Raw genomic sequence first — 14913 nt, 5'->3', positions numbered from 1 at the left:
GCTAACGGGCCAACGCAGGCCCTGCCTATGGTCCAGCATAAAAAGGGTGGCTATATTAGAGCATTCACAATTCACAAAAAAACATAAAAAAACTATTTTATATTCTTATTTAAAATAAGCTTGATGTAGACCACGATGTTTAACGCAGCATCATTTGGAGTGGAGTAGTAAACGACGTAGGGTAATGAGCAGAACATTCACTAAAAGGAACGTTTATGCGTCATGCTTCGTTATTTACTGCCGTGTCATTAGGTCTTTTCGCTGGTGTTACCACCTCGACTGCATTAGCAGAAAAGTCTCCACTGGAGCAACAGCTAAAAGATCTAGCGTCGTTTCAGGTGATTGCCCATCGCGGTGCAAGCGGCCATGCCCCGGAAAGCAGCATGGCGGCACTGGCGTTGGCCCATGAATGGGAAGCGGACTATCTGGAATTGGATATTCAGATGACCGCCGATGGCGAATTAGTAGCCTTTCACGATAATACCCTTGAGCGCACCAGCAACGGCGAAGGCCGCATCAACGATCATACGCTTGCCGAACTCAAGAACCTGGATGCGGGCGCCTGGTTTAACGACGCTTACCCTGACCTGGCGGATGAGGCGTTTATGGGTACCGAGATATTAACGCTTGAAGAGGTTTTCAGCCGTTTTGGTCAGAACGCCCGCTACTACCTGGAAACCAAGTCGCCCCAGTTGAACCCAGGCGTTGAAGCAGCGCTTGTTAAGCGCCTGGAATCGTCTGACATGATCAACACCGGGCGCGTGCTGGTTCAGTCGTTTGAGCAGGAGAGCCTGCTCAAGATTCACGAACTGAACGACGATATCCCACTGATTCAGTTGGTATGGTACTCCCCCAGCCAAGAGGACAGTGAACGTCTGGTGGAGTGGAGAGGTACTACGCCGGGAGCACCGGACATCACCGACGAGCACTTTCAAGCCGTGGCCGATTACGCAGTAGGCTTGGGGTCGAACTACCGTTATGAAGGCGAGCAGGTGATCGACGAAACGTTCATTCGCCAGGCTCAGGATAACGGCTTGGCGGTACACATCTACACAGTGAACGATACCGATCATATGCAGCAACTCATCGACTGGGGCGTGAACGGCTTGTTTACCGATTACCCGGATCGGCTGATTGAGCTTATCGAGTAATGTGCTCAATGCACATTTGCCCAGCGTTTACCGGGCGTTTTGATGCTTTCGCCTAACGTAGTTCGAGCTCTTCAATCACCTGCTCGACTCTTGCGCGCCGACTGCCTTGGAACGTGTTTAGCGGCAGCGGCAAGCAAGGCGTGCTGACCTTGCCCAGGATCTCGGCGGCGGTGGCGATAACCCGTAAGCTTCCTCCGTATTCACGGTACAGCGCCCAGAAAGGTTCTAGCTGATCAGAAAGGCGCAGCGCTGTTTTAAAGTCACCCGCCTGGGCTGCTCGCGTTATCGCCAGCGCCGTTTCAGGAAATAACCCGCCCAGCACGGAATACCAGCTATCGCACCCCGCCGTTAGGCCGGTGGCCACGACAACGTCGCCACTTATCCCCAAGGTGACATCTTCCGGAATCAAAGCACGCAGGCGATCAACCCGCTCGCGAGCAGCGTTGAGATTCATGCTGACCGGTGGAATCTTGATCGAGCGGACCTGAGGCAACTGGGCAATACGTCCATGCAGCTCATCGCTGAACGTAAAGTGCGTTGTGCCCGGATTATCGTAAACACACAGCGGTACGCTTAATGAACGGCAGACCACTTCATAGTGGCTAAACACTTCGTCATCGGTCAGCGTTTGATAAGAAACCGGCGCCAGCAATACGCCGCTAGCGCCCACTTTCTGAGCATCTTCGGCAAGCACCAACACGTCCCGTGTGCGCAATGCGCCAATACCGATAATCACCGGTACACCGCCTGCGCTTTCTACCGCCAGTTGAGTAACGCGCGCCCGCTCCTCTCGGCTGAGATACGCATAACTTCCGGTTGACCCCAGCACGCCGATAGAGTCCACCCGCGCCTCGGCCAAACGTTCCACTAAACGGGAAAACTCGTTTTCACGAATCCCCTGCTCGTGCATGGGCGTTAATGGAAATGCACTCAGGCCGGTAAACATGGGGAGCTATCCTTTTAACGAAGGCTTAGTAGATACGTCTGAAATTACCAGACAACACGGCATGAGGGTAGCGGGACGAGAATGGGCAGGCGGGAAAGGAGTAACCGACACTTATAAAGCGCAATTTTGTACAAGCTGCGCTAACACGTGAGCGTTAAACTAGCACAATGACATTTGGATAGACGGAGGCTTAGCAATGGGAAAATCGGCAAGCCGCTTTCAGTTCACTAAAAGCCAGCACATCCCCACGCTGAAAACGCTACAGGCAGCGATGTTCGATTTTCGCTATGACCCTCATGCGCATGAGGAGTACGCCTTTGGGGTGACGCTGTCAGGTCGTCAGGACTTTTTCAGCGGTGGACAATATCACCGTAGCCCACCGGGTAATGTAATTATCTTTAACCCAGATGACGTTCACGACGGCCAACCAGGCGGCGACCGCACGCTCGACTACGTCATGCTTTACGTTCACCCCACTCAAGTTAAGGCCCTATTTGACGACGCCCTAGGGCAGGAAACAGCATCCCACTTTCGATTCGACAGTACGCTGGTGCAAGACATGGCGCTACGCGAGCGGATAACCAACGTTGCCCGATTGATTACCACATCAACCGGCAGCCAGATCGACCAGGAAAACGCGCTCTATCACGTTGTTGAACGAATCACCCAACTAGGCGGTGCTTACCAGCCTGGGCATACCTCTAGCAGGCCCGATGCACTTCTCGGCTTGGCCAAAGAGTATATCCATGCGCACCTGGACACCGACCTCTCGCTTGAAGCGATTAGCCAAGCGGCGCATCTTTCCAAGTTTCATTTCTTACGACTGTTTCGTCAGCAGTTGGGTATTACGCCCTACCAGTACGTGATCAACTGCCGGGTTAATGCAGCGTGCAGCGCACTTGAAAAAGGCGCATCGCTAAGTGAGGTGACGTTTCGCTATGGCTTTACCGACCTTAGCCATTTTAACCGTCGCTTTAAGCGTATTTATGGCCTTACTCCCCACCAATACCAGCACCATCTAACCGACTAACCAGTGAGCATTTATGTTAGCTATTATCGCTTATGCCGTGGGCATCATGTATTCACCTGGGCCTGTGAACCTGATGGGGTTAAATACAGGCGTTAATGGGCAGGCAAAAACGTCGTTGGGTTTCTGCCTGGGCGTGGGCACGGCAATGCTATTACTGTTTTTACTCTTCGGCTGGGCGGGTGCTGCGTGGATTGATGGGCGCCTACTCATCGCGGTTAGCGTTTTCGGCTGTGGTTATATTATTTACCTTGCCATACACATTGCGAGCGCGCACGTTGACGTTAATGCCGTATCCAGTTCGCCGCTCACCCTTCGCTATCGTGACGGACTCATTCTGCAATTGCTCAACCCTAAAGGAATTGTGGCGACACTCCCCATCGCTACACTGCAGTTTCCTGCTGCGGGTATTCAAGGTCCTGGCCTGGTGGTTTGGTCGATGGGATTAGCGCTGCTGGCTGCAGGCGCCCCCGGAAGCTACATGTGGGTAGGTAGCTTGGTCGGTAACCGAATTGACAACCCCGCCTTCTTTAAACGCTTTAATCAGATAATGGCGGTGCTGTTGATGGGCGTCGCGCTATCTATCGCTTATGAGCATGTTTGGGTGACTTTAGTATCTGCGTAGTATGGTGGCAAAGCACCTAACGGTGCTTTTTGGGGCCTGCAGGTTTCAGAGGGCTGTTCTACGCTGTAAGCAGAAAGAACCACGTTGGCTTTTTCAAAGCGAAGGCTCGGAATACAAAGGAGTACGTCATGAACCATGGACAGGATAAACAGCGCAACAAGAGTGAAGAAGCTCAAAAAGCCAAAGAGGTCGTTAATAAAGATATTCCTCGTGGCGATGATGCTGCCCAAAAAGCGTCTCACCATGATGAGCCGCACCCTTATCGGCCAGATGAAAACGTTGATAACCAGAAGAGCTCAGACGCTCACTCAGAGCCTGGCCACAACACATCAGGCAAAGCAGCGCCCATTCCAGGTGCTCAGGTAGTTAAAGAAAAGCGCGCTCATAAAGACAATATCGACCAGCAATCTGACAAAGCCGCCCCAAAAGAGAGCGAGTAGTTTAGGCAGATAAGCTTTAATGGATTCAATACCCGATATAGCTTCATTAAAGGTCATCTTTTACAGGTGGCCTTTTTTAATTCTTTAATGCACTGATTTTAAAATCCGATGACGCGATTACAAAGCAATACGGGTGACTCACAACCGAATGCTCATGAATTAGCACATGCATCTTGGTAGACATGGCTTGCTTTGTACTGCTTGCCCTTTCTTGCGTACAATTGCCCGCCAACGAATCTCCGCTTTTGATACGTCGCTATGGTTTACCCCTTTCTCAGATAATTGCCTGCTTTCGTACCCAAAGTACGAATCAGGTACATAGGGCATGGCTATTTACCGTATTAAAGGATATTGAACATGTGTGCTCATACAGCATCAAGAAGATGCAAGTGATTGATATGAAAAAGTTAAGCCCAGCAGATACGGCTCGCCGCTTTTCTGTGGCCCCCATGATGGACTGGACAACCCGCGATTATCGGGCGTTTGCGCGTACGTTAACCAAGCGGGCGCTGCTGTATACCGAGATGGTGACGACGGGCGCTATTTTGCATGGCTCGCCGCGTGAGCGTTTTTTGGGCTATAGCGATGTGGAGCATCCTATTGCCTTGCAGCTTGGCGGTAGCGATGCCGGTGAGCTTGCCGAATGCGCGGCGATTGCTGAGGCTTGGGGGTATGACGAGGTTAACCTGAATGTAGGTTGCCCAAGCGACCGAGTGCAGAACAATATGATTGGCGCTTGCCTAATGGGCTACCCGGAAAAAGTCGCCGATGCCGTGCGCGCCATGCAGGCCGCTGTGTCAATTCCGGTTACGGTGAAGTGCCGTATCGGGATTGATGAGCAGGATGAAGACGCCGACCTGGCGCGCTTTATCGACATAGTCGCAGATGCCGGTTGTGAAATTTTTACTGTGCATGCGCGCAAGGCGTGGCTGAAAGGTCTATCGCCCAAAGAGAACCGCGACGTGCCGCCGCTCAATTACCCGCGTGTGCATCGTTTAAAGCAGGACCGCCCTGAGCTGCATATTGGCATCAACGGTGGGATTAAAACGCTTGAAGAGTGTCAGGCACAGCTTGAGCGTGTGGATAGCGTGATGATTGGCCGTGAAGCGTACCAAAATCCTTGGTTACTGGCTGAGGTAGATACGTTGCTTTATGGCGTGCCCGGCCCAGCCGCTAGCCGGGTTGAGGCGGCCCGGGCATTTCGCCCGTATATTCAGCAGCGATTGGATGAAGGCGCGAAGCTTAACCATATTACCCGCCATCTGTTGGGGCTTTTTCAGGGTTGCCCTGGCGGTCGGCGTTTTCGGCGTCTTCTATCGGAGCACGCACATAAAGAAGGCGCCGGGTTACGCTTGTTTGATGATGCTATCGGGTTGGTTAACGAGCCATCACAAGCGCCGATGCCAGAACAAGAACAGCCCGCCACGTCTTAACGTAGCGGGCTGTGGTGGACGGCGATTGCGGGTTTAGTTGCCGCGCACGCCGTTTTCGATGCGCTCACCAACTTCCTGGTCGATATTACGCCAGTACTCGAAGGCGCGCTCCAGCACTGGCTCTGTTACGCCACCCGACAAGTGCCCCACCACGTTGGACACCAGCCGGTCACGTGCGGCGTCATCCATTACTTCACGCACTAGCGTATGCGGTTGGCTCCAGTCGTCATCGTCTTTACGCAGCGTGTAGGCAGTACGTACAAGCTCACCGCTGGTCGCCCATACGGCATCTTCCGGGAAGCGCTCGCCATCGGCTTTAGGGCCGCCTTTGCTGTTCGGCGCATATACCGGGTCCGTTGCGTTATGCACCCGCATCGCCCCGCCCTGGGTATAGCTATTGACCGGGCTCTTGGGTGTATTGACCGGGATATGCTTGTAGTTCACACCCAAGCGAGCCCGGTGCGCATCGGCATAGGAAATTGAGCGCGCCAGCAGCATCTTGTCGGGTGAAAGCCCAGTGCCCGGCACCATATTGTTAGGCTCGAAGGCGGCCTGATTGATTTGGCTATGGAAGTCGGAGGGGTTTTCATTAAGGGTTAGCTTGCCCACTTCCATCAGCGGGTAGTCACTGTGAGGCCACACTTTGGTAAGATCAAAGGGGTTATAGCGATACGTTTTGGCGTCCTCGAAGGGCATGATCTGCATCTGCAGTGTCCAAGTGGGATACTCGCCGCGTTTGATGGCTTCAAACAGGTCACGGCGGTGGTAATCCGCATCGCTACCAGCCATCTGGTCGGCCTGCTCCTGGGTCATGCACTTGATGCCCTGGTCGGTTTTGAAGTGGTACTTCACCCAGAACCGCTCACCTTCATCGTTCACCCACATATAGGTATGGCTGGAGTAACCGTTCATGTGCCGCCACGTAGCGGGCACACCGCGGTCGCCCATTAGCCAGGCCACCTGGTGGGCGGACTCCGGCACCAGCGTCCAGAAATCCCACTGCATATCGTGGTCACGCAGGCCGTTATCGGCGCGGCGTTTTTGCGAGTGGATAAAGTGTTGGAACTTCATCGGATCGCGGACAAAGAACACAGGGGTATTGTTACCCACCATGTCGAAGTTGCCCTCTTCGGTATAGAACTTCACCGCAAACCCGCGTGGATCACGCCAAGTATCCGGGCTGCCGCTTTCCCCTGCGACCGTTGAGAAGCGAATGAGTACGTCTGTTTTTGTGCCTTTTTTCAGAAACTTGGCTTTGGTGTACTTACTGATATCATGGGTGACTTCAAAGTGGCCAAAAGCGCCGCTACCCTTGGCATGTGGTTGGCGGTCGGGGATCATCTCGCGGTTGAAAGCCGCCATTTGCTCCATCAGAAAATGATCGTGCAGTACAATCGGGCCATCCGGGCCTACCGAAAGAGAGTGTTCATCGCTGGATACCGGAATGCCAGCCCCTGTCGTCGTATACTTGGGTTTATCGCTCGTCATCGCTTTTTCTCCATGTCACGGCTCGCGCGGCACTCAAGGCACCGCTTTATAAAAACAAATCATACATTTGTACTTATTATTTTTAATTTAGGATAACTACTCTCTCATAGGTATAGTCAAAGGAACTGCTTCCCGCCAGCTATCTCATGTACTGCTTGGCTATTGCGCTAATAAGCTTCTTTTATGGCGCTTATCAAACATTTAATAGAGCGCGTCCGGGGGCGGTGTCAGGCTTGATTGAAAGCTCTCAATCGCCGTTTCGGCTTCTTCTATCTCATCAAAACGAGCAATGTGATAAAGCGCCTCACCTTCATTGGCTAACGGCAGGCGGCTCATGCCAATCACAATGCCATCGGCCATCGACTTGACCTCGCTTTCTTGATTGCCAAATGGGTCGGCCACTATACCGAGCACTTCCCCCTTGGCGACACGCGCGCCCAGGCGCACTTTGGGCCTTAAAATACCGTCGATAGGTGCACGCGCCCAACTGGACCCATTGGCAAGCTCGGCAGGCGCTGGCGAGCGGCGGCGCTGTTCGCCAGTAAGCATATCCAGGCGGCGCATTACACGCAGTACGCCGCGTACACCGGGGGCAATGGCCCACTCATCAAAGCGCAGCGCTTCCCCCGCCTCATAAGTCAGTACCGGAATGCCACGCGTTTGTGCATAGTGACGCAGGCTACCTTCGCGCAGCTCTGCATTCAGAATCACCGGCGCGCCGAAGGCATCGGCCATGCGCTCGGTTTCACTGCCAGGACTTAACTGCGCGCGTATTTGGGGAAGGTTCGTGCGATGAATTGCGCCGGTATGAAGATCAATAATATGCGTCGCCTGATCGACAATCTGCTCGCGAAATAGCGCCGCGATTCGCCCCCCGAGGGAGCCGTTTTCACTGCCCGGGAAACAGCGGTTGAGATCGCGCCGGTCAGGCAGGTAGCGCGTTTGCTGCAGGAAGCCAAAAACGTTAACCACCGGCACGGCAATCAAGGTACCTCTTAGGCTTTTGATGGCCTTTGAGCGTAATAAGCGACGTACAATTTCAACGCCATTGATCTCATCCCCGTGAATGCCACCACACACCAATATAACGGGCCCCTCTTTACGTCCGTGTACCACTTCGACCGTAATATGCAGGGGTGTATGGGTATAAAGACGCGCCACCGGCACATCAATTTGGGAACGTTGGCCAGGCAGTATGGTGTGCCCGGCAAGTTGAAAAGGTGCTCGCGCCATCCTGAGTCTCCTTTTTTCAGCGTGATTAGCCACTAAGCAAATGGCATTAATGAGGGCATGGCGATGCGCCTACCGCACGCAGTGAGCCCCAGCGGTTTCGAGACATGAGGTTTTGATAACACAAGCCATGCGTTTAATCATCTATCCATACAGTTTTGAATGTAAAAATTACACCATATCGGATAAAATATATTCATCTTGTGTCATTAATGAGGTTGCGTTTCCATGGCGAGAAAGACCAAAGCGGAAGCCGCTGCTACCCGAGAAGCGTTGCTGGATGCGGCCGAAGAGGTATTTTTTGCAAAGGGTGTTGCACGCACATCTCTTGAGCAGATTGCTCGCCATGCGGGATTAACCCGTGGCGCGGTCTACTGGCATTTTAAAAACAAGGGCGACTTGTTTATGGCACTGGTGGAGCGCGTACACATGCCGTTCCAGTCGCTAATGGAAGCTGTCAGCAAGGCCGATGAAACTATCTCTCCGATGGAAGCCATCCGGCTTGCCTGTCATGCAGGTCTGGCGCGTCTTGAGCAACCTTCTCACCAGCGGATTCTTTCCATTTTGCTCCACCGCTGCGAGTTTTTTAGCGATATCAACCCACTTGCCATGCAGGATGATATTGGTGAAGAGTGTTATTCAGAAATGCTGATTGTATTCAAAGAAGCGGAGCACCAGCAGTTGCTGCGTGAAGATGTAACGCCAGAGGTCGCGACGCGCATGTTGCAGTCGGCACTGGGAGGCCTTTTCCACGACTGGCTACGCACACCGGATGCGTTCTCCATACACCAACGCGGCGGCGAACTGATTGATACATTGATACGCATTATGCAACGCTAGGCTTTGCACGAAAACTGCTTACGCTCGACCATACGGCGTTAAAAATCAGCTCGTGCGCGAGTCCGATCAAAATACTCATTTACACATGTAAACTCGTGCGCGAGCTCGGTCCGTTTTTTCGCTGATTTTTGCCTTGTCTGGCCTTCGCTCAGCAACTTTTCGTACAAACCCGAATCCATGCCATCCGCTGCAATGCAGCAACCTGCCTCTACTGGGATACCCCACCATTGTGGTGATTAGTGGCAAGCATTCAACACCGATGGATAAAGCCACACCGCCACTGACACGTCATCCATAAGGCAATGACTAACAAGACAGTGGCGGCGCGGGTGCGAGTAGTGAACGTTAATCGCTAATAACGTTAGGTTGAGTAGCCTTCACCCTGGTGGTGATAGCGAAGACGCAGCTTATTTAAACGTACCCGAGTATCCAGATAGGTCTGCTCCATTACGCTGCGATAAGCGCTCTCACCAGCGAGGTATTTCACCAGAACGCGACGCTCGCCCTCTTGTGGGCAATCCCCTTCTTTACAGTGCAGCCTGACATGGCTATTAGGCTCATCTTCAATCACTGCCATGGCAAACCCATCGCCCTGACGCCCGGACACGATAACCGTCGACCCCAACAGGCAGCGCCGCGTAAAGGGCTGATAGCGATGCAAGCCCCGGTGTAAGCGATGGCATAAGGCGGCGGCAATGGGTGAAGCAACAGCAAAGGATACCCACAGGATCAGTACGCCTACCGGCACGCGCAACATGCCTAGCGATAGCCAACGCAACACTAAAAGCTCTACCGCTAATGCCAAACTCCCCGCAATCACGACAAGAAACGTCAGCGCAAGCGTCGCCGGCACACCTGCAAACCCTAACGACACCAGCGTACTGGCCATGTGATCATCGCGCAGGCTGTCGCGCTCAAATAACTCAAGAGGGGCTATTCGAAGCAGCACCAACATCCAATACAGCGCTAACAGCCCCATTAGAAACGTAAACACAATGGTTGGAAACTGTAGCGCAGCAGAAATAACAGGTTGCATGGCGTGTCCTCCTCCAGACATTTCGTCCGGTGCTGTTTCCGCCTGGGCGTATATGATGGCTCCAGGCTAAAAACGTGTGGTCTCTTTTAGCATAGTCCAAACTATTCTTTTTTGCCCTTGGCGGCCTTGATACGAATCATTACAGCATAAAAAAACGGGCACTCCCTTTCGGTAGTGCCCGCTCATTAGTGGTGAAACGCGGTTACGGCTGGTCGTGCTCCAGTGCCGGTTTCTGGTTATCGTGATCCGGATGACGTTTACGATAGAGCCAGTCGGACACAGTGGCGATCATGGCGTAGAAGCTGGGAATAAACACGCTTCCCAAAACGGCCACAGAGGCCATGCCCACCGCAACGGTTGTCCCGATATGGTGGCTACTTACATCGCTGGCGCCGGTCGCCAAGGCCAGTGGCAAGGTACCAAAAATAAACGCAAGCGATGTCATGACGATAGGACGGAAACGCAGCTCAGCGGCCGTAATCGCGGCTTCGCGAATCGTTTTGCCCTGCTCTTTACGCTGCAGTTCGGCAAACTCCACGATCAAGATAGCGTTCTTCGCCGCAAGCCCCACGACCACCAACATACCAATCTGCACATACACACTGGTATCCAGGCCTCGCAACGCGATGCCTCCAATCCCGCCCAGGAAGGCAAACGGCGTTGCGGTAAGTACCGCCAAGGGCAACGACCAGCTTTCATACTGGGCCGCCAGGATCAGGAAGACCATCAAGATACCAAACACAATGGCAAGCATCGCTGTATTACCCATGTTTGCTTCCTGGTAAGCCGTACCGGTCCAGCCCATGCCCCAGTTAGGCCCGAGCGTATCCATGACGACTTCATTCATGGCTTCAATGGCTTGGGTAGAGCTATAGCCAGGCGCGGCGCCGCCCTGGAACTGCGCGCCGGTGTACACGCCAAAGCGTGATACAACCGATGGACCTACCTGACGCTCCAGCGTGACAAACTCAGAGAGCGGGATACGCTCGCCATTGCCACCCCGCACGAAGACACTATTTAAGTCGTCAGGCGTTTTACGGAATTGATCCTCGTTTTGTAGATACACCTGGAAGTTACGGTTTTGGTAACTAAAGAAGTTCACAAAGCCATTACCAAAGGTGTTGGATAACGCCGAGTTGATATTCTCCAGTGCCACGCCATAGCTAAGCGCTTTCTGCTGGTCGATTTCAGCTCGGTAGGAAGGCACGTTCACGTTAAAGGTGGTAAAGACCTGATTTAACGCTGGGTGCTGATTCGCCGCGCCCATAATCTGTAGTGAGGCTTCGTAAAGCTCGCGAGGTGAGGCGCCGTCAAACGACTGCAGATAGCCGGTGAACCCGCCGGTGGTAGAAAGCCCCATAATCGGCGGTACGTTAAAGGCCATGGCAGTACCGCCATCAATACTGGCCCCCAGTTGCATAATTTGCCCCACCAGGCTCGCTGCCGTTAGATCACGGTCTCCCCAGGGCACCATATTGACAAAGATAATCCCGCGCGCCGTATTGACCGAGCCTGCAAGAATATCGTAGCCCGCTATTGCCGAGGAGTATTGCACCCCAGGAATATCCTCAATAGCGGAGCTAAGCTTTGCCATGTAGTTCTCGGTACGGTCAAGCGAGGCGGCATCGGGTAGCGACACGCTGACCAGCACGATGCCCTGGTCGGTTTCCGGCACCAATGTTGAGGGCGTATTGGCGTACAACCAGTAGGAGCCGGCACCGGTTGCGATCGTTAGCGCCAAGGCGAGCACCCAAAAGCGTACCAGGCGCACCACAAACCACATATAAACCGCGGTGATACCTGCAAACAAGCGATCAAATAGACGCAGAGGTGTAGTAATCGCCCGCTTGAATGCTGACTGGCGAGAATGATGCAAATTATGCTTGATGAAGATGGCAGACAGCGCCGGTGTAAACGTCAACGCCATTAGCGCTGACAGCGCTACCGAGATCGCGACCGTAATCGCGAACTGCTGATAGATCTGCCCAGTAAAGCCGCCCATAAACGCAACCGGTACGAAAACAGCGGCCATGATCAGTGAGGTGGCAATAACTGGCCCGCCAACCTCGCGCATGGCACGAATCGTTGCTTCTCTAACGGTAACCTCGTCATCTTCGCCTAATACACGCTCAACGTTCTCCACCACCAGTATCGCATCATCCACCACTATCCCGATTGAGAGCACCAGGGCGAATAGCGTTAGCAGGTTGATAGAAAAATCAAACAGGTAAAAGCCTGCAAAGGTACCAATCACCGACACCGGCACCACCGACATGGCAATCACGGTAAAGCGCCAGTTCTGCAGGAAGATAAACAGGATCACGATAACGATCAGGAAGGCTTCAATAAAGGTATGCAATACCGTTTCTACCGACGCATCGATAAACTGCGTGGTGTCGTACGGCGTAACATACTCAAGCCCTGGCGGGAAACGGTTGGACAGATCTGCCATGGTTTCACGCACGGCATCAGCCGTGGCCAGCGCATTGGCGCCCGGCTGCTGGTTGATGATGATCGGCGTCATCGTTGAACCATTAAGCTGTGCATCAATGCCGTAGAATGATGCGCCCAACTCAATGCGTGCCACATCTTCCAAGCGTAGCGATGAGCCATCAGGGTTAGTGCGCAAATAGATATTACGGAAATCATCCGTATCCGATAAACGGCCACCGGCAGTGATGGTATACGTATAAGCGCGCGGGCTACCTTGCGGCGTGGCGGCTAAATTACCGGCAGGGATTTCGGTATTTTGTGAACGGATAGCATTAGCTACCTCACTCGGCGTGAGGTCGTATTGCGCCAGCTTGTCAGGGTCCATCCAGATACGCATGGCAAACTCACCACCCCCCAGCACCTCGGCATTACCTACGCCAGGCACTTGGCGTAGGTCATCGAGGATATTAAGCGTGGCGTAGTTCTGCATATACACGTTGTTGTAATCGCCGTTCGGGGACGTTAGGGCGATCAACATAAGGATCGAGTCAGAGCGCAGTGAAACGTTAACGCCCTGAGCCTGAACCTGCTCGGGCAGCTGAGAAAGCGCCCCCTGAACACGGTTATTCACGTTAATAGTGTTGATATCACCATCAGTGCCGATATCAAACGCCACACTCAAGCTCATAATGCCGTTATCAGCGCTGTTAGAGGTCATGTAAAGCATGTTCTCTACGCCGTTAATCGCCTCAGCCAGCGGTGCAGCGACCGTCTGGGCGACCGTCTCAGCGTCAGCGCCTGGGAATTGAGCCTGTACGGATACGGTGGGCGGCACCACACTTGGATACTGCTCAATGGGCAGTATCCGCATGGCCATGGCACCTATCAGCGTGAGGATAATCGCAAGTACCGTGGCGAAAATCGGTCGACTGATAAAGAAGTTGGAGAAATTCATTATTGAGTACCCTCTTCCTCTTCCCCAGCAGGCACATCACCAGCACCCTCTGTCATTTGGGAAGCGGCAGCGGCTTGCTCTTGTTGCTCCTGAGCGTCAGCCTCTTCAACACGCTCAACTACTTCATTGGCGTCGCCATCAAACGGCTGTGGGTCAATGGCCATACCAGGCTCAATGCCTGCTGGGTCGCCCACAATCACACGGTCACCCTCTTCAAGGCCGTCAACAATGATCTGCCAAGGGCCAGCGACTTCGCCTAATTGCACCGTACGCTCGCGCGCCTGGTCATTTTCATCCAGGACAAATACGCGAGGGCCCATTAAGCCTTGGGTGACCGCAATTTCAGGTACAGCCATTACGTTAAAACGGCGCAGACCATCAAGGCGTACCCGAACAAATTGGCCGGGCAGGATAGCGCCATCCGGATTAGCAAAGCTGGCAGACGCCTGAACGGTACTGGTACCGGCATCCACGCGGGAGCCCAGGAAGTCGAGCTGACCTTCAAGTTCAGACCCACTGGCACCGCTTACGCCGGGCACGCTTAACAGCGCGGTAATGGACGAGTCGCCCTCTTCACGCAACTGGCGGCGTAGCTCAAAGGCATCACGCTGAGGCAGTTGAAAACGCACTTCAAGCGGGTCCAGCGGGGTGATAGTGGCAAGCTCAGTTCCTGAGGTAACCAGGTTGCCAACGTTAACCTGGCTCAAACTGATCATGCCCGACACAGGAGCCGTTACATTTGAATAGCCAAGGTCCAGGTTAGCACTGCGTAGTGCAGCCTCAGCTTGGGCAACATTGGCTTGTGCCACGCGCTGCTCTGCCTGCGCCTGGTCATACTGCTGGCGACTTACAGAATTTTGGCTGAGCAGTTGCTCAAAGCGCTGGGCATCACGCTGAGCGCGGGATAACTCGGCACGGGCACTTTGCAGGTCAGCTTCACGCTGATTAACCGTTGACTGGTAAAGGTCAGGCTCAATGGTATACAGCGAATCACCCTCTTCCACCAACTGGCCAGGCTGGAAGTGGCGCTCTTCAAGATAACCGTTAACACGTGCCACCAGCGTCACTTCACTATCGCTACGCAGTAACGAAGGGTACGATTTATTTAACGGAATATCCTGACGTACGGCTTCCGTCACTTCCACCTTATGAGGCGGAGCCTCTGGCTGCTCGGCCTGCTGCTCCTGCGATTGGTCCTGGCCACAGGCCGTCAACACTAGCGCGGCAATCAGCGTTACTAGACTCGCTCGGCGTGAGTGAATCATTTTTCTCATGCGTGGGTTCCCTTGATCTTTTCAAAACGTTGATT

At 53.5% G+C, this 14913-nt stretch carries 12 protein-coding genes; 6 read left to right on the top strand and 6 right to left on the bottom strand.

Annotated elements, in window-relative coordinates; translation table 11 throughout:
* Window positions 1-215: 215 nt before the first annotated feature.
* On the top strand, window positions 216-1151 hold the full coding sequence (locus tag FKN99_RS00260; RefSeq protein ID WP_172116028.1) for a glycerophosphodiester phosphodiesterase: 936 nt from the start codon (window positions 216-218) through the stop codon (window positions 1149-1151).
* A 52-nt stretch (window positions 1152-1203) separates the two neighbouring features.
* Here FKN99_RS00260 and FKN99_RS00255 read toward each other — a convergent pair whose 3' ends face one another.
* Window positions 1204-2097, bottom strand: a complete 894-nt coding sequence (locus FKN99_RS00255; RefSeq protein ID WP_172116027.1) for a dihydrodipicolinate synthase family protein — start codon at window positions 2095-2097, stop codon at window positions 1204-1206.
* Between the two features lie 196 nt (window positions 2098-2293).
* Between FKN99_RS00255 and FKN99_RS00250 the strand changes: the two genes are divergently transcribed.
* The 4 genes from FKN99_RS00250 to dusA all read left to right on the top strand — a co-directional run bounded on the left by FKN99_RS00250 (window position 2294) and on the right by dusA (window position 5622).
* Window positions 2294-3127, top strand: a complete 834-nt coding sequence (locus FKN99_RS00250; protein WP_172116026.1) for an AraC family transcriptional regulator — start codon at window positions 2294-2296, stop codon at window positions 3125-3127.
* 13 nt (window positions 3128-3140) lie between these two features.
* Window positions 3141-3749 carry a LysE family translocator gene (locus FKN99_RS00245; protein WP_172116025.1) on the top strand — a complete coding sequence of 203 codons (609 nt, stop codon included), beginning with the start codon at window positions 3141-3143 and terminating at the stop codon, window positions 3747-3749.
* A 128-nt stretch (window positions 3750-3877) separates the two neighbouring features.
* Window positions 3878-4189: a hypothetical protein gene (locus FKN99_RS00240; protein ID WP_172116024.1), complete on the top strand. Its 312-nt coding sequence runs from the start codon at window positions 3878-3880 to the stop codon at window positions 4187-4189.
* A 398-nt stretch (window positions 4190-4587) separates the two neighbouring features.
* Complete coding sequence (gene dusA, locus FKN99_RS00235; RefSeq protein ID WP_172116023.1) at window positions 4588-5622, top strand: tRNA dihydrouridine(20/20a) synthase DusA; 1035 nt, start codon at window positions 4588-4590, stop codon at window positions 5620-5622.
* A 33-nt stretch (window positions 5623-5655) separates the two neighbouring features.
* Here dusA and FKN99_RS00230 read toward each other — a convergent pair whose 3' ends face one another.
* Both FKN99_RS00230 and FKN99_RS00225 read right to left on the bottom strand, forming a co-directional pair.
* Complete coding sequence (locus tag FKN99_RS00230; RefSeq protein ID WP_172116022.1) at window positions 5656-7110, bottom strand: catalase; 1455 nt, start codon at window positions 7108-7110, stop codon at window positions 5656-5658.
* Between the two features lie 201 nt (window positions 7111-7311).
* Window positions 7312-8343 carry a succinylglutamate desuccinylase/aspartoacylase family protein gene (locus FKN99_RS00225; protein ID WP_172116021.1) on the bottom strand — a complete coding sequence of 344 codons (1032 nt, stop codon included), beginning with the start codon at window positions 8341-8343 and terminating at the stop codon, window positions 7312-7314.
* A 225-nt stretch (window positions 8344-8568) separates the two neighbouring features.
* Between FKN99_RS00225 and FKN99_RS00220 the strand changes: the two genes are divergently transcribed.
* Entirely contained in the window at window positions 8569-9180 is a 612-nt protein-coding gene (locus FKN99_RS00220) for a TetR family transcriptional regulator (protein ID WP_172116020.1), read from the top strand.
* 361 nt (window positions 9181-9541) lie between these two features.
* On the opposite strand, the gene FKN99_RS00215 is transcribed toward FKN99_RS00220, so the two are convergent.
* From FKN99_RS00215 to FKN99_RS00205, 3 genes are all read right to left on the bottom strand, one after another.
* Complete coding sequence (locus FKN99_RS00215) at window positions 9542-10216, bottom strand: hypothetical protein (RefSeq protein WP_172116019.1); 675 nt, start codon at window positions 10214-10216, stop codon at window positions 9542-9544.
* Between the two features lie 202 nt (window positions 10217-10418).
* Complete coding sequence (locus FKN99_RS00210) at window positions 10419-13604, bottom strand: efflux RND transporter permease subunit (protein ID WP_172116018.1); 3186 nt, start codon at window positions 13602-13604, stop codon at window positions 10419-10421.
* Window positions 13604-14878 (bottom strand): efflux RND transporter periplasmic adaptor subunit, encoded by a 1275-nt coding sequence (locus FKN99_RS00205; RefSeq protein ID WP_172116017.1) that lies wholly within the window; start codon window positions 14876-14878, stop codon window positions 13604-13606. Before FKN99_RS00205 ends, FKN99_RS00210 begins: the two co-directional genes overlap by 1 nt.
* Window positions 14879-14913 lie beyond the last annotated feature (35 nt).

The organism is Halomonas hibernica (assembly GCF_013183775.1).
GTDB lineage: Bacteria > Pseudomonadota > Gammaproteobacteria > Pseudomonadales > Halomonadaceae > Vreelandella > Vreelandella citrativorans.
This window is presented reverse-complemented; position numbering and strand designations above follow the sequence as displayed.

Coding starts and splice junctions, on each gene's coding strand:
- FKN99_RS00260 (WP_172116028.1), top strand. CDS start 216: ATGCGTCATGCTTCGTTATTTACTGCCGTGTCATTAGGTCTTTTCGCT.
- FKN99_RS00255 (WP_172116027.1), bottom strand. CDS start 2,097: ATGTTTACCGGCCTGAGTGCATTTCCATTAACGCCCATGCACGAGCAG.
- FKN99_RS00250 (WP_172116026.1), top strand. CDS start 2,294: ATGGGAAAATCGGCAAGCCGCTTTCAGTTCACTAAAAGCCAGCACATC.
- FKN99_RS00245 (WP_172116025.1), top strand. CDS start 3,141: ATGTTAGCTATTATCGCTTATGCCGTGGGCATCATGTATTCACCTGGG.
- FKN99_RS00240 (WP_172116024.1), top strand. CDS start 3,878: ATGAACCATGGACAGGATAAACAGCGCAACAAGAGTGAAGAAGCTCAA.
- dusA (WP_172116023.1), top strand. CDS start 4,588: ATGAAAAAGTTAAGCCCAGCAGATACGGCTCGCCGCTTTTCTGTGGCC.
- FKN99_RS00230 (WP_172116022.1), bottom strand. CDS start 7,110: ATGACGAGCGATAAACCCAAGTATACGACGACAGGGGCTGGCATTCCG.
- FKN99_RS00225 (WP_172116021.1), bottom strand. CDS start 8,343: ATGGCGCGAGCACCTTTTCAACTTGCCGGGCACACCATACTGCCTGGC.
- FKN99_RS00220 (WP_172116020.1), top strand. CDS start 8,569: ATGGCGAGAAAGACCAAAGCGGAAGCCGCTGCTACCCGAGAAGCGTTG.
- FKN99_RS00215 (WP_172116019.1), bottom strand. CDS start 10,216: ATGCAACCTGTTATTTCTGCTGCGCTACAGTTTCCAACCATTGTGTTT.
- FKN99_RS00210 (WP_172116018.1), bottom strand. CDS start 13,604: ATGAATTTCTCCAACTTCTTTATCAGTCGACCGATTTTCGCCACGGTA.
- FKN99_RS00205 (WP_172116017.1), bottom strand. CDS start 14,878: ATGAGAAAAATGATTCACTCACGCCGAGCGAGTCTAGTAACGCTGATT.